Source organism: Falsiroseomonas sp. CW058 (assembly GCF_050563535.1).
Taxonomy (GTDB): domain Bacteria; phylum Pseudomonadota; class Alphaproteobacteria; order Acetobacterales; family Acetobacteraceae; genus Falsiroseomonas.
Genome location: NZ_JBNXUO010000004.1, coordinates 73,289 through 92,983, shown reverse-complemented (window position 1 = coordinate 92,983; position 19,695 = coordinate 73,289). Strand labels below are relative to the sequence as shown.

15 protein-coding genes and 1 tRNA gene are annotated in these 19,695 nt (G+C 73.3%); 8 read left to right on the top strand and 8 right to left on the bottom strand.

Going from position 1 to position 19,695, the window contains the following annotated elements:
* Positions 1–28: 28 nt before the first annotated feature.
* Positions 29–1,972 carry a threonine--tRNA ligase gene (gene thrS / locus ACK8OX_RS05315; protein WP_430662892.1) on the bottom strand — a complete coding sequence of 648 codons (1,944 nt, stop codon included), beginning with the start codon at positions 1,970–1,972 and terminating at the stop codon, positions 29–31.
* 119 nt (positions 1,973–2,091) lie between these two features.
* Between thrS and ACK8OX_RS05310 the strand changes: the two genes are divergently transcribed.
* The gene (locus ACK8OX_RS05310) at positions 2,092–3,849 is read left to right on the top strand and encodes an NYN domain-containing protein (RefSeq protein WP_430662891.1); all 1,758 of its coding nucleotides are present in this window, start codon (positions 2,092–2,094) and stop codon (positions 3,847–3,849) included.
* Here ACK8OX_RS05310 and ACK8OX_RS05305 read toward each other — a convergent pair.
* The gene (locus tag ACK8OX_RS05305) at positions 3,836–4,738 is read right to left on the bottom strand and encodes a glycosyltransferase family 9 protein (RefSeq protein WP_430662890.1); all 903 of its coding nucleotides are present in this window, start codon (positions 4,736–4,738) and stop codon (positions 3,836–3,838) included. The genes ACK8OX_RS05310 and ACK8OX_RS05305 overlap by 14 nt on opposite strands.
* Positions 4,735–5,859 carry a glycosyltransferase family 4 protein gene (locus ACK8OX_RS05300; protein ID WP_430662889.1) on the bottom strand — a complete coding sequence of 375 codons (1,125 nt, stop codon included), beginning with the start codon at positions 5,857–5,859 and terminating at the stop codon, positions 4,735–4,737. Before ACK8OX_RS05300 ends, ACK8OX_RS05305 begins: the two co-directional genes overlap by 4 nt.
* Positions 5,860–6,012: 153 nt before the next feature.
* Between ACK8OX_RS05300 and ACK8OX_RS05295 the strand changes: the two genes are divergently transcribed.
* Together ACK8OX_RS05295 and ACK8OX_RS05290 are read left to right on the top strand one after the other, a co-directional pair.
* A complete protein-coding gene (locus ACK8OX_RS05295; RefSeq protein WP_430662888.1) occupies positions 6,013–7,173 on the top strand; it encodes a fumarylacetoacetate hydrolase family protein in 1,161 nt (386 codons plus the stop codon).
* Positions 7,170–7,928: an alpha/beta hydrolase gene (locus tag ACK8OX_RS05290; RefSeq protein ID WP_430662887.1), complete on the top strand. Its 759-nt coding sequence runs from the start codon at positions 7,170–7,172 to the stop codon at positions 7,926–7,928. The genes ACK8OX_RS05295 and ACK8OX_RS05290 overlap by 4 nt, the downstream gene beginning before the upstream one ends.
* Here ACK8OX_RS05290 and ACK8OX_RS05285 read toward each other — a convergent pair.
* Positions 7,894–8,754, bottom strand: coding sequence for an NAD-dependent epimerase/dehydratase family protein (locus ACK8OX_RS05285; protein WP_430662886.1), 861 nt, complete (start codon positions 8,752–8,754; stop codon positions 7,894–7,896). The genes ACK8OX_RS05290 and ACK8OX_RS05285 overlap by 35 nt on opposite strands.
* Positions 8,755–8,848: 94 nt before the next feature.
* On the opposite strand from ACK8OX_RS05285, the gene ACK8OX_RS05280 reads away from it, so the two are divergent.
* From ACK8OX_RS05280 to ACK8OX_RS05270, 3 genes are read left to right on the top strand one after another with little or no spacing between them, the layout of a single operon-like run.
* On the top strand, positions 8,849–9,682 hold the full coding sequence (locus ACK8OX_RS05280; protein ID WP_430662885.1) for a tetratricopeptide repeat protein: 834 nt from the start codon (positions 8,849–8,851) through the stop codon (positions 9,680–9,682).
* A complete protein-coding gene (locus ACK8OX_RS05275) occupies positions 9,679–10,032 on the top strand; it encodes a CidA/LrgA family protein (RefSeq protein ID WP_430662884.1) in 354 nt (117 codons plus the stop codon). The genes ACK8OX_RS05280 and ACK8OX_RS05275 overlap by 4 nt, the downstream gene beginning before the upstream one ends.
* Positions 10,029–10,748: an LrgB family protein gene (locus ACK8OX_RS05270; RefSeq protein ID WP_430662883.1), complete on the top strand. Its 720-nt coding sequence runs from the start codon at positions 10,029–10,031 to the stop codon at positions 10,746–10,748. The genes ACK8OX_RS05275 and ACK8OX_RS05270 overlap by 4 nt, the downstream gene beginning before the upstream one ends.
* On the opposite strand, the gene ACK8OX_RS05265 is transcribed toward ACK8OX_RS05270, so the two are convergent.
* The 4 genes from ACK8OX_RS05265 to ACK8OX_RS05250 form a co-directional block, all read right to left on the bottom strand.
* A complete protein-coding gene (locus tag ACK8OX_RS05265) occupies positions 10,745–11,413 on the bottom strand; it encodes a glutathione S-transferase family protein (protein ID WP_430662882.1) in 669 nt (222 codons plus the stop codon). The genes ACK8OX_RS05270 and ACK8OX_RS05265 overlap by 4 nt on opposite strands.
* Positions 11,414–11,571: 158 nt before the next feature.
* Entirely contained in the window at positions 11,572–16,116 is a 4,545-nt protein-coding gene (gene gltB / locus ACK8OX_RS05260) for a glutamate synthase large subunit (protein WP_430662881.1), read from the bottom strand.
* Between the two features lie 5 nt (positions 16,117–16,121).
* Positions 16,122–17,561, bottom strand: a complete 1,440-nt coding sequence (locus ACK8OX_RS05255; RefSeq protein WP_430662880.1) for an NAD(P)-dependent oxidoreductase — start codon at positions 17,559–17,561, stop codon at positions 16,122–16,124.
* 200 nt (positions 17,562–17,761) lie between these two features.
* Complete coding sequence (locus ACK8OX_RS05250) at positions 17,762–18,709, bottom strand: complex I NDUFA9 subunit family protein (RefSeq protein WP_430663019.1); 948 nt, start codon at positions 18,707–18,709, stop codon at positions 17,762–17,764.
* 135 nt (positions 18,710–18,844) lie between these two features.
* Here ACK8OX_RS05250 and ACK8OX_RS05245 point away from each other — a divergent pair.
* Both ACK8OX_RS05245 and ACK8OX_RS05240 read left to right on the top strand, forming a co-directional pair.
* Positions 18,845–18,931 (top strand) — tRNA-Leu (locus ACK8OX_RS05245).
* Between the two features lie 22 nt (positions 18,932–18,953).
* Positions 18,954–19,622, top strand: coding sequence for a ribonuclease D (locus ACK8OX_RS05240; RefSeq protein ID WP_430662879.1), 669 nt, complete (start codon positions 18,954–18,956; stop codon positions 19,620–19,622).
* The last annotated feature ends 73 nt before the right edge of the window (positions 19,623–19,695 follow it).

Sequence of the window (19,695 nt, the reverse complement as noted above, 5' to 3'; positions counted from 1 at the left end):
CCCGTCAACCCCCTTTATGGCGATCCCGTCAGCCCGGCGCAACCCGGAGATCGGGCGCCGCCGCTTCCGCCGCCAGGCGCGCCACCGCTTCGGCCAGCGTCAGCGATTCCTGCTCGCGCCCCGGCAGGCGGCGCAGCACCAGCCTGCCTTCCTCCGCCTCGCGCCGGCCGACCACGGCCAGCACCGGCACGCGCTGGTCGATGTGGTCCACCACCTTGCGGTTGATCTTCTCATTCCGCAGGTCGAGCGCCACCGACAGCCCCGCCTTCTGCAGCGCCGCCGCGGCCTCCCTCGCGAAGGGCGCGGCGTCGTCCACGATGGTCGCGACCACCACCTGCACCGGCGCCAGCCACAGCGGGAAGCGTCCCGCATGCTGCTCGATCAGGATGCCGAGGAAGCGTTCGAAGGACCCCAGGATGGCGCGGTGGAGCATGACGGGGCGCTTCCGCGTTCCGTCCTCCGCCACATATTCGGCGTCCAGCCGCTCGGGCAGGACGAAGTCCACCTGGAGCGTGCCGCACTGCCAGTCGCGGCCGATCGCGTCGCGCAGCACGAATTCCAGCTTCGGGCCGTAGAAGGCGCCCTCCCCCGGGTTCAGCACGTAGTCCACGCCCGCCGTCTCGCAGGCCTGCTTCAGCGCGCCCTCGGCGCGGTCCCAGGTCGCGTCGTCGCCCGCGCGCTTCGCCGGACGGTCGCTGAACTTCACCCGGAACCCCTCGAAGCCGAGGTCGCGGTAGATCGAGGACAGCAGCGCCACGAAGCGCACCGTCTCCTCCGCGATCTGGTGCTCCTCGCAGAAGATGTGCGCGTCGTCCTGCGTGAAGGCGCGCACGCGCATGATGCCGTGCAGCGCGCCCGAGGGCTCATAGCGGTGGCAGGCGCCGAATTCCGCCATGCGCAGCGGCAACTCGCGGTAGGACCGGATGCCCTGGTTGAAGATCTGGACGTGGCAGGGGCAGTTCATGGGCTTGAGGGCGAGGACGCGGTCCTTCTCGGACTCGTCCTCCACCGTCGCCAGGAACATGCTCTCGCGGAACTTCTCCCAGTGGCCGGACGCCTCCCACAGCCTGCGGTCCAGCAGCTGCGGCGTCTTCACCTCCTGGTAGTCGGCGGCGTCCAGGCGGCGGCGCATGTAGGCCTCCACCGTGCGGTACAGCTTCCAGCCCTTCGGGTGCCAGAAGATGCTGCCGACCGCTTCCTCCTGCAGGTGGAACAGCCCCATCTCCCGCCCGATCCGGCGGTGGTCGCGCTTCTCCGCCTCCTCGATCTGGTGGAGATGGGCATCGAGCTCCTTCCGGTCGCGCCAGGCGGTGCCGTAGATGCGCGACAGCACGGGGTTGCGGTGGTCGCCGCGCCAGTAGGCGCCGGCCACCTTCATCAGCCGGAAGGCGTCGCCCACGTCGCCGGTGCCGCGCATGTGCGGCCCGCGGCACAGGTCGACCCAGTCGCCCTGGCTGTAGAGGCTGATCTCCTGGTCCGCCGGCAGGTCGCGGATCAGCTCCACCTTGAAGCGCTCGCCCTTCTTCACGAACAGGTCGATCGCCTCGGCACGGGTCACCACGCGGCGTTCGAAGGCGGCGTTCCGGGCGATGATCTCCCGCATCTTCGCCTCGATCGCCGGGAAGTCCTCGGGCGTGAAGGGCTCGTTGCGGTGGAAGTCGTAGTAGAAGCCGTTCTCGATCGGCGGGCCGATGGTGACCTGCGTGCCGGGGAACAGGGCCTGCACGGCTTCCGCCAGAACATGCGCGCAGTCGTGGCGGATCAGTTCCAGCGCCTGGTCGTCGCGGCGCGTCACGAAGCGCACCTGCGCATCCGCCGCGACCTCGTGCGACAGGTCGCGCAGCACGCCGTCCACCTCCATCGCCAGCGCGGCCTTCGCAAGGCCGGGGCCGATCGCGGCCGCGATCGTCGTGCCCGTGACGGGCCCGTCGAAGGCGCGGACGGAACCGTCGGGCAGGGTGATCGCGGGCATGGGTGTGGGGGGCTCCCGGTTCGGGTGGCAGGGGCGCGGACCATGGCCAGCGCCGGCCCCGGGCGTCAAGGCGGGCCGGGTCGTGCCATACTCCGCCCCGCGTGGAATCGGAGGGATGGATGGCGGCTCAGGACCAGGCCGGGGGCGTGCCGCCCCGCGCGGCACTCTACGTGGATTTCGACAACGTCTTCATGGCCCTGCTGCGCTGGGACGAGCGTGCCGCCTATGCCCTGGGGGAGCGCCCCGATGCCTGGCTCGCCTGGCTGGAGCGCGAGCCGGAGGGCGGGGCGCTGCGCCGGCGCACGCTGGTCCGCCGCTGCTACCTGAACCCCGGCCGCTGGATCGACTTCCCCTCATCCGGCCCGGTCGCCCGCTACCGGGCGCAGCGGGACATGCGCAACCGCGTCTTCTTCGGCGAATTCCGCGGCGCCTTCGTCCGCGCGGGGTTCGACGTGGTGGACTGCCCGCCCGTCGCCTCGCTGAAGAACGCCGCCGACATGAAGATGGCGCTCGACATCCGGGAGGCGCTGGACCACCCGACCCGTTTCGAGGAATTCGTCCTGCTGTCCGGCGACAGCGACTTCCTGCCGGCGCTCACCCGGCTGCGCGCGCATGACCGGCGCATCACCATCCTCGCGCAGGACACCGCGAAGGAAGCCTACCTGGCCGCGGCCGACCAGGCGCTGGGGCTGGTGGAATTCGCCAACCAGGGCATGGGCTCCCTGCCCATCACCGGCTTCGAGCTCGCCGCCCCCGTGCGCGACCGCGCCGCCGCCCTGCCCCGCCCGCCGGAGCCGCCGCGCCGCCTGGCGGAGCCGCCCCGGTCGCCCGCGCCCACGGCCGCCGAGCCTGCGCGGCGTGCGGCCCCGCCGCCCTCGCGCCCGGCGGAGCACGACCCGGCCGCCCTGCGCGCCGCCGCGCTGCGCTGGCTGCGGGACCTGCTTGCGGCGAGCGAGGCGGGGGCGCTGCGGATGACGCAGGTCGGCTCCGCCATCGCCAAGGCGATGCCGGAGCTGCGCGAATCGCGGTATGCGGGGGCAGGCACCCTCGGGAAGCTGATCGAGGAGGCGGGGGACCCGCACCTCGCCCTCGCCGGCCCGCCGGACCGGCGCTGGCTCTACGACCCGGACCGCGGCCAGCCCCCGGCCGACCCGGCGCCGGATGCCGCCCCGCCCCCGCCGAACGGCGCCGCCCCGGCCGAGGAGGCCGCCGGCACGGCCGAGCCGGAGGACGAGCAGGAGCCGGAGGACCGGCCGGAGGACAGCGCGGAGGATGAGCCGGAGGACGAGGCGCCGCCCGGCCCCGAAGATTCCTATGCCGCCCTGGCCGCCGCCTCCCCCCCGCCCGACTGGACCGGCGAGCCGGAGCCGGCAGGCGACGCTGCGCCCGAGCCGCCGCCCGCCCCGGACCCGGCCGAGCGCGAAGCCGCCATGGCCGAGGCGGCGGCGAAGGTGCGCGACCTTCTGTGGGGCAAGCGCGACCTGAAGGGCTTCCCGCTGGACCTGCCCGCCTTCGCGAGCGCGGAGATCGGCTTCGTGCTCTCCGGCATCGCCGCGGCCTCGCCCTTCGGCCCGTCGCAGCTGCCGGGCGTCGCGGCCGGCATCGCCGCCGACGGCGCGCCGCACGGCATCCATGTCTCCCCGCGGGAGGTGACGGCGGTGATCCGCTGGCTGCTGCGCGGCAATGCGCGGTTCCGCGACCGGCTGGGCCCCGACGGGGCCTTCCGCCTGGCGGCGACGCTCTACGACCAGCTCGGCCGCGCGGTGGAGCGCGCGGCGGCGCAGCGCACCACCGCCCCCCGCCCCGAGGAAAGGCTGGCCGAGGAGGAATGGGCGGCGCTGGAAGCCTGGATGACCGCGGGGCTCAGCGGGGATTGAGCGCGACCATCGCGGCCTGCACCTGCCCCACCGTCAGCCCCGACAGCGGCAGGTGGCGCAGCACCACCACGTTCGGCCCGCGCGGGGCGCAGAGCGCGGGGTCGCTGTCGGCGCCGAACAGCGCGAGCGTCGGGCAGCCGGCCGCGGCGATCAGGTGCGTCGGCCCCGTGTCGTTGCCGACCGCGAAGGCGGCCCGCCGCGCCAGCGCCGCCACCTGGCCGAAATCGGTGCGCCCGGCCAGGTCCACGGCGCCCGGCAGCCCCGCCGCGATGCCCGCCGCAAGCTCCGCCTCGGCCCGCCCGCCCAGCACCGCCACCGGGATGTCGAGCGTCGCCGCGAAGTCCCGGAAGCACGCGGCCGGCCAGCGTTTCGCCGGCCGCTGGGGCGACGCGCCAGGCACCAGCAGCGCAAAGCGCGGCGGCAGCGCGAAGGCCGAAAGGTCGGCATCCAGCCAGCCCAGTTCCGGCGCCGGGAAGACGCCGATTCCCGCCATCTCCAGCTGCTCGCGCTGGCGTTCGACCGTGTGCATCGCGTCGCGTTCGGGATTGGCGTGGGGGTGGGAGGCGAGGAGGCCGATGCCCGACCATTCGACCCCACGCCCCAGCGCCCAGCGGTAGCGCGTGCTGCGCGAGGAGGTCTGCAGGTCGTAGACGCGCGCGAAGCCGGCCGCGCGCAGCCGCCGCAGCAGCGCCGGCAGGCCGCGCCAGCCCGGCCGCCCATCCTCCCACACCTCGTCGAACCAGGGGCTGCGCCGGGCGAGCGCCGCGAAGGGCGGCGTGGTCAGCAGCGTGATGCGGGCGTCGCGGTGATGCGCGCGGATCGCCGCGAAGGGACCGAAGGACTGCACGAAGTCGCCGAGCGCGCCGAGCCGGATGACGAGGATCCTCATCCCAGCAGCTCGCGGTAGACGCCGATCGTCGCGGCCTGCATCGCCGTGGTCGTGTAGTCCCGCAGCACCGCCGCGCGGGCCCGCGCGCCCACCGCCGCGCGCTCCGCCTCCGGCAGCGCCAGCACGCGGGCGAGCGCGGCGGCGAGCGCGGCGGGGTCGCCCGGCGGCACGCGCCAGCCGGTCACCCCTTCCTCCACCGTCTCGCGCGGGCCGCCGAGGTCGGAGGCGATGACGGGCCGCGCCATCGCCTGCGCCTCGATCACGGTGCGGCCGAAGGCCTCGGGGTCGGTGCTGGCATGGACCACCACATCGGCCGCCAGCAGGGCGGGCGCCATCGCCTCGACATGGCCGGCCAGCCGCAGCCGGTCGCCGAGGCCGAGCGCCTGCGCGCGCCCGCGAAGCTCGCGCGCGAACTCCTCGTTGCCGCCGCCGGCCAGCACGGCGATGGGCTGCCCGGGCAGGCGGGCCACCGCCTCCAGCAGCACGGCCTGGCCCTTCCAGCGGGTCATGCGGCCGGGCAGCAGGATCACGGGCTGGCCGAGGGCGGCGCCCCAGGATTCCCGCAGGGCCGCGACCTGCGGGGGCGGCACCGCGGCCGGGTCGAATCGCCGGGGGTCGACCCCGCGGGGGATCACGCGCAGGCGGCCGGGCCCGGTGCCGTGCCGCGCCCGCACCAGATCCGCGATGAAGTGGCTGATGGCGATCACGCGTTCGCCCCGCGCCATGACGGAGTTGTAGAGCCGCTTGCCCGGCAGCCCCTCGTTGTAGGCGCCATGGTAGGTCGTCACGAGATGCGCGCCCGTCCGTCGCGAGGCGAGCAGCGCCGACCAGGCCGGTGCGCGGGAACGTGCGTGCAGGATCGCCACCTCCTCCTGCCGCACCAGCGCGGCAAGCGCGCCGGCGTTGCGCAGGATGCCGAGGGGCGACTTGGTGGCGAGAGGCAGCGTGACATGCACGCCGCCCACGCGTTCCACCTCCACCGCCAGCGCCCCGCCGGCGGAAGCGACCAGCGCCCGCCAGCCCGCCGCCGCGATCGCCTCCGCGATCTCCACCGTGCCGCGTTCCACCCCGCCTGCGACGAGGGCGGGCAGCACCTGGAGGATGGCGGGGGGCTGCGGCATGGCCGGCCCGGACTACCGCCCCGGCGCCCGCCCGCCTATCCCCCCTTGGGGCATGTCCGGCGGCAGGGGCGCCCGCCCGCTTCGGCCCGCCCCCCTGGCGGGCCGGTCAAACGCCGCTACGCTGCCCCGACCCAAGGGGGGAGAGAACGCCGGATGACGCCGCATGACGCCCTGCCCGCCGACCTCGCCGCGGGCGCCTTCGCCGCCCGCGTGATGACGCCGGAGGGGCCTTCCGTCTTCGCGATCCTCGGCGGCGCCGCCTTCGACATGACGCCCGCCTTCGGCACCTGCTCCGCCTGGCTCAACGCCGAGGACCCGGTGGGCGCGATCCGCGCGCGGGGCGTGCCGGCGGTGCTGGACCCTGGCGCGGCGCTGGCCAATGCCCACCACGCCGCGCGCGACCCGGCGCGGCCCTGGCTGCTGGCGCCGGTGGACCTCCAGGCGATCAAGGCGGCGGGCGTGACCTATGTGCGCTCCATGCTGGAGCGCGTGATCGAGGAACGCTGCCGGGGCGACGCGACGCAGGCGGAGGCGGTGCGCGCCGAGGTGCGCGCCATCATCGGCGACGACCTGCGCAACCTGGTGCCGGGCAGCGCGGAGGCGATGCGCGTGAAGGCTGCCCTCGTCGCCAAGGGCTGGTGGAGCCAGTACCTGGAAGTGGGCATCGGCACGGATGCCGAGATCTTCACCAAGGCACCCGTCATGTCCGCCGTGGGTCCCGGCGCCAAGGTGGGCGTCCACCCGATGAGCGGCTGGTCCAACCCGGAGCCCGAGGCGGTGATGGTGGTGAACGCCCGCGGGCGGATCGTGGGCGCCACGCTCGGCAATGACGTGAACCTGCGCGACGTGGAGGGGCGCAGCGCGCTGCTGCTGGGCCGCGCGAAGGACAACAACGCCTCCTGCGCGCTCGGCCCGATGATCCGGCTGTTCGATTCCGGCTTCACGCTCGGCGACGTGCGCGCGGCGGAGATCGCGCTCGCCATCCGCGGCCGCGACGGCTTCGCGCTGGAGGAGAGCGGCGCGGTCGGTGCCATCAGCCGCGACCCCGCCGACCTCGTCGGCCAGATGATCGGCGCGCACCACCAGTATCCGGACGGCGCGGTGCTGTTCCTCGGCACGCCCTTCTCCCCCACGGCGGACCGCGGCGCGCCGGGGATGGGCTTCACCCACCGGGAGGGCGACGTGGTGCGCATCTCCTCCCCGCGCCTCGGCGCGCTGGAGAACGAGACGGACCGCACCGACGAATGCCCGCCCTGGACCTTCGGCATCGGCGCGCTGATGGCGAGCCTGGCGCGCCGGGGCTATCCGCGATGAGGGAGGAGACCGGCCGCCTGGACGGCCGCCTGGCCTGGGCGCGCCTGCCAGGGCGCGGCCCCGGCCTCGTCTTCCTGCCCGGCTACCGCAGCGACATGGAAGGGACGAAGGCGCTGGCGCTGCGCGACCACTGCGCCGCCACCGGCCGCGCCCTGCTGCGCTTCGACTATGGCGGCCACGGCGGCAGCGCCGGGCGGTTCGAGGACGGCACCATCGGATCCTGGACCGGGGACGCGCTGGCCGCCTTCGATGCGCTGACGGAGGGGCCGCAGGTCCTGGTCGGCTCCTCCATGGGGGGCTGGATCGCGCTGCTGCTGGCGCTGCGCCGGCCGGAGCGCGTGGCGGGGCTGGTCGGCCTCGCCCCCGCGCCGGATTTCACGCAGGCGCTCATGTGGCCCGCCTTCACCCCCGCGCAGCGCGACGCCCTGCTGCGCGACGGCGTGCTGCACCTGCCGAGCCAGTACGGCGAGCCGACGCCGGTGACGCGCGCCCTGATCGAGGACGGGAAGCGCCACCTGCTGCTCGACGCGCCCATCCCGCTGCGCTGCCCCGTGCGCATCCTGCAGGGGATGGCTGACCCGGACGTGCCCTGGCGCCACGCGCTGCGGTTGGTGGAGGCGCTGGCCGGCGACGACGTGCGCCTGCACCTGGTGAAGGACGGCGACCACCGCCTGTCCCGCCCGCAGGACCTCGCCCTGCTGCGGGAGACGGTCGAGGGTCTCAGCCCCGCGCTTCCTCCGCCAGGATGCGCCTGAGCCCCTCGCGGTAGGTCGGGCAGCGCCAGGCGATGCCGAGCGCGGCCTTCGTCGCCGCATTCGCCACGCGCCGGTTCTCCGCCCAGAAGGACAGCGCCATCGGCGACATGCGCGCGCGCGCCTCCTCGAAGGGAACCAGCGGCGGCGGCGGCAGGCCGAGCAGCCGCGCCGCTTCCGCCACCACATCGGCGTTCGGGGCGGGCTCGTCATCGACCAGGTGCAGCACGCGATGGCCATCGGGCCGCAGCGCGCCCGCCACGACGGCCAGCGCGATGTCGTCGCGATGGATGCGGCTGAAGGCGTGGCCGGGCTTCGCCACGCGCCGCGCCACGCCGGCGCGCAGGTCGTCGAGCGCGCTGCGGCCGGGGCCGTAGATGCCGCCGACCCGGAACAGGTCGAGCGCGCAGCCCCGCCCCGCCGCGGCGGCGCGCCAGGCCTGCTCCGCCGCCAGCCGCCGGGCGGATCGCGCCTGGCCCGGCGCGGGGGACGTCGCCTCGTCCACCTCCGCGCCGCCGCGGTCGCCATAGACGCCGGTGGTGGACAGGTAGCCGATCCAGCGCAGCGCCGGCGCAGCCGCGATGGCGCCGGCATGCGCGGACAGCACCGGGTCGCCATCCCCTTCGGGCGCGGCGGTGACCACCAGATGCGTCGCGGCGCGGATCGCTTCCGCGGCATCGGCGAAGCCGACCACCGCGACGCCTGCCGGCGGCCGCGCCGCCGCGGGGTCGCGCGCCGTACCGGTCACCTCCATGCCCCGCGCCCGCGCCTCCCGCGCGATCGCCGCCCCGGCATAGCCGAGCCCCGCCACAACCATCCGGTCCGTCATGGCGGCACAGATGGCACCGCCCGCGGCGTTGCGCCATGGGCGCCGCGTGGCGCGCGGAGTGGCGCGCCCCTGCCCGCGCCGGTAGGATGGCGCGATGCGACGCCCGGCCCGCACCATGCTCCTCGGCGCCTTCACCGCCGCCCTGCTGGCGGCGCTGGCGACGGGCGCCTGGATCGTCGCCGGCCCCAGCCCCGCCCAGACGGCCGAGGAAGTGCTGCCGGTCCCGCCGGAATCGCCGCGGCTGGCCGACGGGCCGGAGGTGGAACGCTGCCTCGGCCTGCTCCAGACCGACCCGGAAGGCGCGCGCGCCCTTGCCGAACGCTGGGAGGCCGAGGGTGGCGGCGACGGCGCGAAGCACTGCCATGCGCTGGCGATCCTCGCGCTCGGCGATCCGCCGGTGGCGGCGGAACGGCTGGAACAGCTCGCCGCCGGGTCGCGCGCGGGCGGGGCTGCGCGGGCGGCGGTGTTCGCGCAGGCCGCGCAGGCCTGGCTGCTGGCCGGGCTGCCCACGCGCGCCTTCGCCGCGACGACGATGGCCCTCACCCTCGCGCCCGGCGACCTGGACCTGCTGGTGGACCGCGCCGTCGCTCTCGGCGCGCTGGCACGCTGGCGCGAGGCGATCGAGGACCTGGACCGCGCCCTCGCGCTCGACCCCGACCGGCCGGAGCCGCTGGTCTTCCGCGCCGCGGCCTGGCGCCACCTGGACCGGGCGGACAGGGCGCTGCGCGACATCGAACGCGCCCTGGCGGTGGCGCCGGCCAACCCGGAAGCCCTGCTGGAACGCGGCATCCTGCGCCACCTCGGCGGGCAGGTGGACGGCGCGCGGGCCGATTGGGAAAGGGTGATCGAGATCGCCCCGGATTCCCCCGCCGCCGACCTCGCGACGCAGAACCTGGCGCTGAGCGAGGCGGGGCCGGCGCGGCGGTGATCCCGGCCGTCACCGCGCTGCTGGCCTGCCAGCTCCTCGGCGAGGTCGCGGCCCGCGCCCTGCACCTGCCGGTGCCCGGCCCCGTGGTCGGGATGGTGCTGCTGTTCGCGGCGCTGCTGGCGCGCCGGCGGGCGGCGCCGCCGGAACTTGGCCGGGCCGCCGACGGGCTGCTCGACAATCTCGGCCTGCTGTTCGTGCCGGCGGGCGTGGGCGTGGTGCTGCACCTGCCGCTGCTGGCACGCGACTGGGCGCCGCTGACGCTCGCGGTCGTGGCGGGGACGCTGGCGGCGATCGCGGCCACGGGGCGGCTGGCGCAATGGCTGCTGCGGCGGGGCCGGGGCGGCGCATGAGCGGCCTTGCCGAGATCTGGGTCTATCTCGCGCAGGAACCGCTGGCGGCGCTGACCGCGACGCTGCTCGCCTGGCTGGCGGCGCTGCGGGTCCATCGCGCCTGCGGGCGGCATCCGCTGGCCAACCCGGTGCTGATCGCGGTCGCGCTGCTGGCGGGGGCGCTGCTCGCGGCCGGGATCGACTACCGCGCCTATTTCGCCGGGGCGCAGTTCGTCCATTTCCTGCTCGGCCCGGCGACGGTGGCGCTGGCGATCCCGCTGCACCGGCACTTCGCGCTGGTGCGCGCATCGGCGCTGGCCGCCGTCGTCTCCGTCGTGGCGGGCGGCGCCTTCGCGGCGCTGGCGGGGCTGGCCTGCGCCCTGGCCCTGGGTGCCGCGCCGGAGGTGACGGCGAGCCTCGCGCCCCGGTCCGTCACCACGCCGGTCGCCATGGGGATCGCGGAGAGGATCGGCGGGCTGCCCTCGCTCACCGCCGTCGTCGTCATCCTGTCCGGCATCGTCGGCGCGGCGCTCGGCCCGCTGGTGCTGGACCTGGCGGGGGTGCGGGACTGGCGGGCACGGGGCCTGGCGATCGGCACGGCGGCGCACGGCATCGGCACGGCCCGCGCGCTGGGCGTGAACGCGACGGCGGGCGCCTTCAGCGGGCTCGCCATGGGGCTGAACGCGCTGGCGACGGCGCTGCTGCTGCCGCTGCTCTGGGCGCTCCTCGCCGGCTAGAAGTCGAGGTCCGCGTAGTGGTCCGGCGGCGTCAGGCCGCTGACGCGGTCGCCCAGCAGGGAACGGAAGCCCGGGCGGGACTTGATGCGTGCGTACCAGTCCTTCGCCGCATCGCTCTGCGACCAGTCGATCTCGCCGAGGTAGTCGAGCGCGGAGAGATGCGCCGCCGCCGCGAGGTCGGCGAGGCTCAGCGCATGCCCCGCAAGCCAGGCGCGTGTCTCGGCCAGCCAGCCGATGTAGTCGAGATGCGGCTTCAGGTTGGCGTAGCCTGCGCGGATCGCGGCCGCATCCGGGTTGCCCCTGCCGAGCAGCCGCTTCATCTGCTTCTCGTAGAGCAGGTTGCGCGTCACCTCGGCGTTGAACTTGCCGTCGAACCACGCGACGAGCCGCCGCACCTCCGCCCGTTCCGCCAGCGTGCGGCCGAGCAGCGGGCCGTCGGGATAGGCTTCGTCGAGATATTCGCAGATGGCGTAGGAATCGACGATGGACAGGCCGTTCGCCTCCTGCAGCACCGGCACGGTGCATGCGGGGTTCACGGCCAGGAACTCCTCGCGCCTCTCCCACACCCGCTCCACGCGCAGGTCGAAGGGGATGCGCTTCTCGGCGAGCGCGAGGCGCACCTTGCGGGAGAAGGGGGAGAGGGGGAGGTGATAGAGGATTCGCATCGGGCCGGCTGTCCGGGATGCCCCCCTATCGCACGCGGCCGCGGCGCGGCCAACCCGCCGCGGCCATGCCGCTGCGCGGGGCGGGGGCGCGCGGCCGGGATGGCGGGGGCGGAAGCCCGGCCGCGGCGACCCCGGCCGGGGTCGCCGCGGCCGCTCCCTCACTCGGCGGCGATGGCAGGCGTCTCCGCCATCGGCTTCGGCAGGTAGCGTGCATAGTCCTTCGGCACGACATGCCAGAAGCGGCCGCGTTCCTGCGCCCAATCGTTCAGCAGCCGCGCGGCGAAGGGGCTGCCCGTCTCGCGCACATGGCGGGTGATGTGCTCGCGCAGCACCTCCTCCCAATGCGCGCTGCCGCCGAGGCGCTTCCACAGCAGCGTGTCCGGGTTCACCCGCCGTTCGAAGGCGTCGTCGGCGTCGTAGACGAAGGCCATGCCGCCCGTGAAGCCGGCGCCGAAATTGTCGCCCACCGGCCCGAGGATGACGGCGCAGCCGCCGGTCATGTATTCGCAGCCATTGGCGCCGCAGCCTTCCACCACCGCGAGCGCGCCGGAATTGCGCACCGCGAAGCGTTCCCCGGCCTGCCCGGCCGCGAACAGCGCCCCGCCCGTCGCGCCATACAGCACGGTGTTGCCGATGATGGTGTTCTCGTTCCACACCAGCGAGGAGGACGGCGCCGGCCGCACCACGATGGTGCCGCCCGACAGCCCCTTGCCCACATAGTCGTTCGCGTCGCCGAACACCTCGAGCTTGAGGCCCCGCACCGCGAAGGCGCCGAGCGACTGGCCGGCGGAGCCGCGCAGCCGCACCGTCAGGTGGCCGCGCTGCAGGCCTTCCATCCCGAACTTGCGGACGATCTTGGACGAGATCTTCGTCCCGATCGCGCGGTGCGTGTTCCGGATGTTGTAGGCCAGCTGCATCTTCTCGCCGCGCTCGAACAGCGCCGCGGCGTCGCGGATCATGTCGGCGTCCAGCGTCTCCGGCACCTCGTTGCGGCCTTCCAGCGTGCAGTAGGCGGCATGGCTGCCGCTGTCCGCCTTCACCAGCAGCGGGTTGAGGTCGAGGTCGTCGAGGTCGGCCGAGCCGCGGCTGACCTGGCGCAGCAGGTCGGTGCGGCCGATCACGTCCGTCAGCCTGCGGAAGCCGAGGGAGGCGAGGATCTCCCGCACCTCCTCCGCCACGAAGCTGAACAGGTTGATGACCTTCTCCGGCGTGCCGGTGAACTTCTGCCGCAGCGCCTCGTCCTGCGTGCAGACGCCGACCGGGCAGGTGTTGGAATGGCACTGCCGCACCATGATGCAGCCCATCGCGACCAGGCTTGCCGTGCCGATGCCGAACTCCTCGGCGCCGAGCATGGCGGCGACCACCACGTCCCGCCCGGTCTTGATGCCGCCGTCGGTGCGCAGCTTCACCCGATGGCGCAGGCGGTTCAGCATCAGCACCTGGTGCGTCTCGCTCAGCCCCATCTCCCAGGGCAGGCCCGCATGCTTGATGGAGGAGACGGGCGATGCGCCGGTGCCGCCCGAATGGCCGGACACCAGGATGGCGTCCGCCTTCGCCTTGGCGACCCCCGCCGCGATCGTGCCAATCCCGGACCGCGCGACGAGCTTCACGCAGACCGTCGCATCCGGGTTGATCTGCTTCAGGTCGTAGATGAGCTGCGCCAGGTCCTCGATCGAGTAGATGTCGTGGTGCGGCGGCGGGCTGATCAGCATGACGCCCGGCGTGGAGTGGCGGAGCTTCGCGATCAGCTCCGTCACCTTGAAGCCGGGCAGCTGCCCGCCCTCGCCCGGCTTGGCGCCCTGCGCGACCTTGATCTCGATCTCGCGGCAGTTGTTCAGGTATTCGGCGGTCACGCCGAAGCGGCCGGACGCGATCTGCTTGATGGCGGAATTGGCGTTGTCGCCGTTCCGCCGCGGCCGCGCGCGGGCCGGGTCCTCGCCGCCCTCGCCGCTGTCGGACCGCGCGCCGATGCGGTTCATCGCGATCGACAGCGTCTCATGCGCCTCGGGGCTCAGCGCGCCGAGCGAGATGCCGGGCGCGACGAGGCGCTTGCGGATCTCGGTGATGCTCTCGACCTCCTCCAGCGCGACCGGGGCGCGGCCCTCCGCGCGGAAGTCCAGCAGGTCCCGCAGCGCCACCGGCGGCAGCTTGCGGACGCCGTCCGAATACCGCTTGAAGGTCTGGTAGCTGTCGGTTTCCACCGCACGCTGCAGCGTGTGGATCAGGCTGCCGTCGAAGGCGTGGTTCTCGCCCGTCCGGCGCAGCTTGTAGAGCCCGCCCACCGGCAGCGTCACCGCATCCTGGTCCCACGCCTTCGCATGCAGCGCCAGCAGCCGCCGCGCGATGCCGGACAGGCCGATGCCGGAGATGCGGGACGCGACGCCCGGGAAGAACTCCGCCACCAGCGAGCGCGAGAGGCCGATCGCCTCGAAATTCATCCCGCCGCGATAGGAAGACAGGACGGAGATGCCCATCTTCGACATGATCTTCAGCAGGCCCTTGTCGACCGCCTTCTTGTAGCGGGCGACGCAGTCCTTCAGCGGCAGGTCGCCGAACAGGCCGCGGCGGTGACGGTCCGCAATGCTCTCCTGCGCCAGGTAGGCGTTCACCGTCGTCGCGCCCGCGCCGATCAGCACGGCGGCGTAGTGGACGTCGATGCATTCCGCGCAGCGGACATTCAGGCTGGTGAAGGTCCGCAGCGAGTTGCGGACCAGGTGGGTGTGCACGCCGCCCACGGCCAGGATCATCGGGATCGCGGCGCGTTCCGGCCCCTGGTGCTCGTCGGTCAGGATGACGTGCGTGCAGCCGGACCGCACGCCCTCCTCCGCCTCGCGGCGGATGCGCTCGATGTGGCGGCGCAGCCCCTGCTCGCCTTCCGCCACCGGGAAGGTCGCGTCCACCACGCAGGCCGTGTCGCCCATGTAGGCGCGCATCGCCGCGAATTCCGCGTTGGACAGCACCGGGCTGTCCAGCATCAGCATGTCGCACTGCGTCGGGTCCTCGTCGAGGATGTTCCCGAGATTGCCGAGGCGGGTCTTGATCGTCATCACCCGCGTCTCGCGCAGGCTGTCGATCGGCGGGTTGGTGACCTGGCTGAAGGACTGCCGGAAATAGTGGTGCAGCCCGCGATACTGGCCGGACAGCACGGCGATGGGCGTGTCGTCGCCCATGCTGCCCACCGCCTCGTTCGCGTCCTCCACCATCGGGTGCAGGATCGTCTCCAGCTCCTCGAGCGTGTAGCCCACGGCAAGCTGGCGGCGGCGCAGCAACTCCCCGGTCAGGGTCGCCTGCTCGTCGGCGCCGGACTTCACGATGCCGTCGATGCGCGTGGTGCGCTGCGTCCACTGGCCGAAGGGCTTGCGGGAGGCCAGCATGTCCTTCATCGCCGTGTCGCCGAGGAAGCGGCCGGTGGCGAGTTCCACGCCGACGCACTGGCCCGGGCCGACGCGGCCCTTGGCGGTGATCCGGTCCTCGGACACCTTCACCATGCCCGTCTCGGACCCCACGATCAGCAGGCCGTCGGCGGTGACAGTGTAGCGCATCGGGCGCAGCCCGTTGCGGTCGAGCCCGGCGATGATCCACTTGCCGTCGGTGGCCGCGATCGCCGCCGGGCCGTCCCAGGGCTCCATCACGGCGTTGCAATACAGGAACAGGTCGCGATGCGCCGCCGGCATGGTGGCGTTGTTGCCGAGGCTCTCGGGGATCAGCATCGCCTTCGCCATCGGCGCGTCGCGCCCGCCGCGCACCAGCAGCTCGAACACGTTGTCGAGGGTGGCGGTGTCGGACCCGCCGGCCTGCACCACCGGCTTGATGTCGTCCATGAAGGGGTCGAGCAGCGCATGGGCAAGCCGCGTCTCGTGCGACTTCATCCAGTTCACGTTGCCATGCAGCGTGTTGATCTCGCCGTTGTGGGCGAGCATGCGGAAGGGCTGCGCGAGGCGCCAGGTGGGGAAGGTGTTGGTCGAATAGCGCTGGTGGTAGATGGCGAAGCGGGAGACGAACCGCTCATCCAGCAGGTCGGGGAAGAAGTCGGTCAGGTTCTCCGCCAGGAACATCCCCTTGTAGATGACCGAGCGGCAGGACAGCGAGCACAGGTACAGCTCGGGGATCTGCGCGGCGATCGCCTGCTTCTCGATCCGGCGGCGGATAACGTAGAGGTCGCGCTCATAGGTGTCGTCGTCGAAGCCGCGCGGGTTCCACAGCAGGATCTGCTCGATCTCGGGGCGGGTCGCGTTCGCCTTCTCGCCGATGCAGGCGACGTCGATCGGCACCTGCCGCCAGGAATAGATGGCGTAGCCGGCGTTCAGCACCTCCGTCTCGACGATCTGGCGGCAGCGTTCCTGCGCGCCGAGATCGGTCTTGGGCAGGAACACCATGCCGACCGCGATGCGGCCGGGCCGCACCTCGTCGCCGCCGCGGCGCACCACCTCGGCGAAGAAGTCCTGCGGGATCTCGACATGGATGCCCGCGCCGTCGCCGGTCTTGCCGTCCGCATCGACCGCGCCGCGGTGCCAGACGGCGCGCAGCGCGTCGATGCCCGCCTGCACCACCTCGCGCCGCGGGCGTCCGTCGAGCGCGGCGACCACGCCGACGCCGCAGGCATCGTGCTCGGTGACGTCCAGATGGGCCTCCGCCGCAAGGCGGGCCGCCTGCGCGGGATAGCTGGCGGCGAAGGCAGCGCCGGTCTCGAACCCGTTGTCCATCGTCGTCACTCCGCCGCCACGGCGAGGGGGCTCGCCTTCTGCTGCATGAAGCGGTGCATCTGCTCCGCCGCGTCGCGCCCGTCCCGGATCGCCCAGACCACCAGCGAGGCGCCGCGCACGATGTCGCCCGCGGCGAAGACGCCGGGCAGCGCCGTCATCATCGTGCGGTGGTCGATCTTCAGAGTGCCCCATTTCGTCACCGGCAGGGCGGGCTCCTCGAAGGCGCGGGGCAGGTCCTCGGGGTCGAAGCCCAGCGCCATGATGACCAGCTCCGCGGGCAGGTCGAAGCTGCTGCCGGGGATCGGCGCCACCTGCTGCCGGCCGGTCGCGTCCGGCAGGCCGAGATGCATGCGGTGCGCGCGGACCGCGGCGACCCCGCCCTCGCCGAGGAAGGCCTCCGGCGCGCCGAGCCATTCGAAGCGCACGCCCTCCTCCTCCGCATGGTACACCTCGCGCATCGAGCCGGGCATGTTGGCGCGGTCGCGGCGGTAGAGGCAGGTGACGCTGGCGGCGCCCTGGCGCACCGCGGTGCGGACGCAGTCCATCGCGGTGTCGCCGCCGCCGATGACGACCACGTTGCGCCCGGCGGCGTTCAGTTGCCCGCTTTCCAGCGCCGCCACGCTCTCGCCCAGGCCGGCGCGGTTCGACGCGGTCAGGTAGTCCAGCGCCGGCACGATGCCGCGCAGCCCGATGCCGGGGGCCGCCATCTCCCGCGCCTTGTAGACGCCGGTGGCGATCAGCACCGAATCGTGGCGTGCGCGCAATTCGGCCAGCGTCACGTCCCGGCCCACCTGGGTGTCCAGGTGGAAGCGGATGCCGCCTTCCTCGAACTGCTTCCAGCGGCGCAGCACCACCTCCTTCTCCAGCTTGAAGTTGGGGATGCCGTAGATCATCAGGCCGCCGACACGGTCGTAGCGGTCATAGACATGCACCTGGTAGCCGCGGGTCCGCAGCCGCTCCGCCGCCGCCAGCCCGCCGGGGCCCGCACCGATGATGCCGACGCTCTCCGCCAGTTCGCGCCGCGGCGCGGGTGCCTTCACCCAGCCGCGCTCCCAGGCCGTGTCGGTGATGAACTTCTCGACCGAACCGATGGTGACCGAGCCGAAGCCCTTCTCGATCACGCAGTTGCCCTCGCAGAGCCGGTCCTGCGGGCAGATGCGGCCGCAGATCTCGGGAAAGGTGTTGGTGGCGGAGGAGACCTCGTAGGCCTCCTCAAGCCGGCCTTCCGCGGTCAGCTTCAGCCAGTCCGGGATGTTGTTGTTGAGCGGGCAGTGGACCTGGCAGAAGGGGACGCCGCACTGGCTGCAACGGCTGGCCTGGCTGCTGGCCGCCGCGGGGTCGAAGGCACGGTAGATCTCGCCGAAATCGTCGCGACGGGTGCCCGCGTCCCGCTTCTCCGGGTTGCGCTGGTCGAGGCGCACGAATTGCAGCATCCGGTCGGCCATGGCGGCGGGCACTCCCTGCGACGAGGCGGCGCGCATGGTCACGAATTCGGGCGCCGGCCGGCGCTGCCTACATCACTCCTCCGGCCGATGCGAGTCCGTTTTCGACCCGAAGGGCATATATCCTGACCTAATATGCCTGGTCAGAGCCGCCGCACCCCAATTCAGGACAAGGCGGCTGGTCGGAAAGGTCCGGAAGGAGACTACCTTCTCCCGTCCCGCCGCCCGCCACCCACGCGGAACCGCGTCAGGTAACCAGGCACCACCATCTCCACCGACTTCGGCGCGATGCCGAGTTCCGCCAGCCCGGCCGCCTCCTCCGCCACCACGTTGTCGCGGCCGAGAAGCAGAAGCTGGTCGCGGGTTATCTGCGGGTTCGGCAGCTTCTCGAGGATGGAGGCCTGGAAGGACATCAGCCCGGCCGGCATGTCCACCAGCCGCCGGCGCCGGCGCGTGACGTCGAGCACATAGGTCAGCACCTCCCGCATGGTCATCACCCGCGGTCCGCCAAGCTCATAGGTCCTGCCCCGCGCCTCCGGCCGCGCCAGGGCGGCCGCGACCGCGTCGGCGACGTCGCCGACATAGACCGGCTGGAAGCGCGTCCCGCCGGAGACGACAGGCATGAAGGGCAGCAGCGCGGCGAGGCCGGCGAAGCGGTTGAAGAAGCCGTCCTCCGGCCCGAACACGACGGAGGGGCGCAGGATCGTCGCGGCCGGGAAGGCCCCCAGCACCGCCTGCTCGCCCAGCGCCTTGCTGCGGGCATAGAGGCTCGGGCTCTCCGAATCGGCGCCGATCGCGGAGAGATGGACCATCGCCTGGGCGCCCGCCGCCGCGGCGGCGCGGGCCACCTTGCCCGGCCCCTCCCCCTGGATGCGCATGAAATCGCTGGCGCGGCCTTCGTGGAGGATGCCGACCAGGTTCACCACCACCTGCGCCCCTTCCACCGCGCGGGCGATCGCCGCCTCGTCGGTCACCGAGGCCGCGAGCGGCACGATCTGCCCGACCCGCCCCTGCGTCTGGAGGAAGCGCGCCGCCGCCGGGTTCCGGGTGGCGATGCGGACGATGTAGTCCTGCGCGGCCAGGCGCTGGACGACGTACCGCCCGATGAAGCCGGAGCCGCCGAACACCGTCGCAACCTTACGCTCCATCAAGCCGCGCATCGCCGCCACTCCATCCCTCGTCGCGGCGGACCATAGGTTTTGTGCGCTGCATCGCCAAGCGCGCCCCCCGCTTGACGAGCCGGCGATTGGACCGTAAACGCCCCGACATGCCGCGAGGCGCTGCCTGCCCAGGTGGCGGAATTGGTAGACGCGCAGGTTTCAGGTACCTGTGGCCGCAAGGTCGTGAAGGTTCGAGTCCTTTCCTGGGCACCAGACTGACGAGGGTTGCAGCAGCGTGGCGGTCACCCTCATCGCCCCTGCGGGGCGCATCGGACATACCGTGATCCAGCTGCACCGGCACGACCTGCCCGAAGGGCTTTCCTTCGGCGGTTCCGTCGCGATCGACACCGAGACGATGGGCCTCGACCCCCGGCGCGACCGGCTCTGCCTCGTGCAGCTGTCTGCCGGCGACGGCACGGCGCATTGCGTGCAGATCGTCCTGCCCTCGCTCGGCGGCCGCGGCGGCGACTGCCCGAACCTGAAGCGTCTGCTGGAGGATGCCTCCGTCCTCAAGATCTTCCATTTCGCCCGCTTCGACGTCGCGGTCCTCCGCAAGGCGCTCGGCGTCACCGTGGCGCCGGTGGTCTGCACCAAGGTCGCATCCAAGCTGGTGCGCACCTTCACCGACCGGCACGGGCTGAAGGATCTCTGCCGCGACCTCCTCGGCGTCGACCTCTCGAAGCAGCAGCAGTCGAGCGACTGGGGCGCGCCGGAGTTGACGGCGGAACAGCTGGCCTATGCCGCGTCCGACGTGCTGCACCTGCACGCGCTCTGGTCCCGTCTCGAGGGGCTGCTGAAGCGCGAGGGGCGGCTCGCCCTGGCGCAGGACTGCTTCCGCTTCCTGCCCGTGCGCGGCCAGCTCGACCTGCTCGGCTACGAGGACCCGGACATCTTCGCGCACTGACCGCCGCGGGCGCCCCGCGCATCGGTTCCGGGGCGCGCGGCAAAGTGGCACGGTTTTTGTCGGATCGCATCCG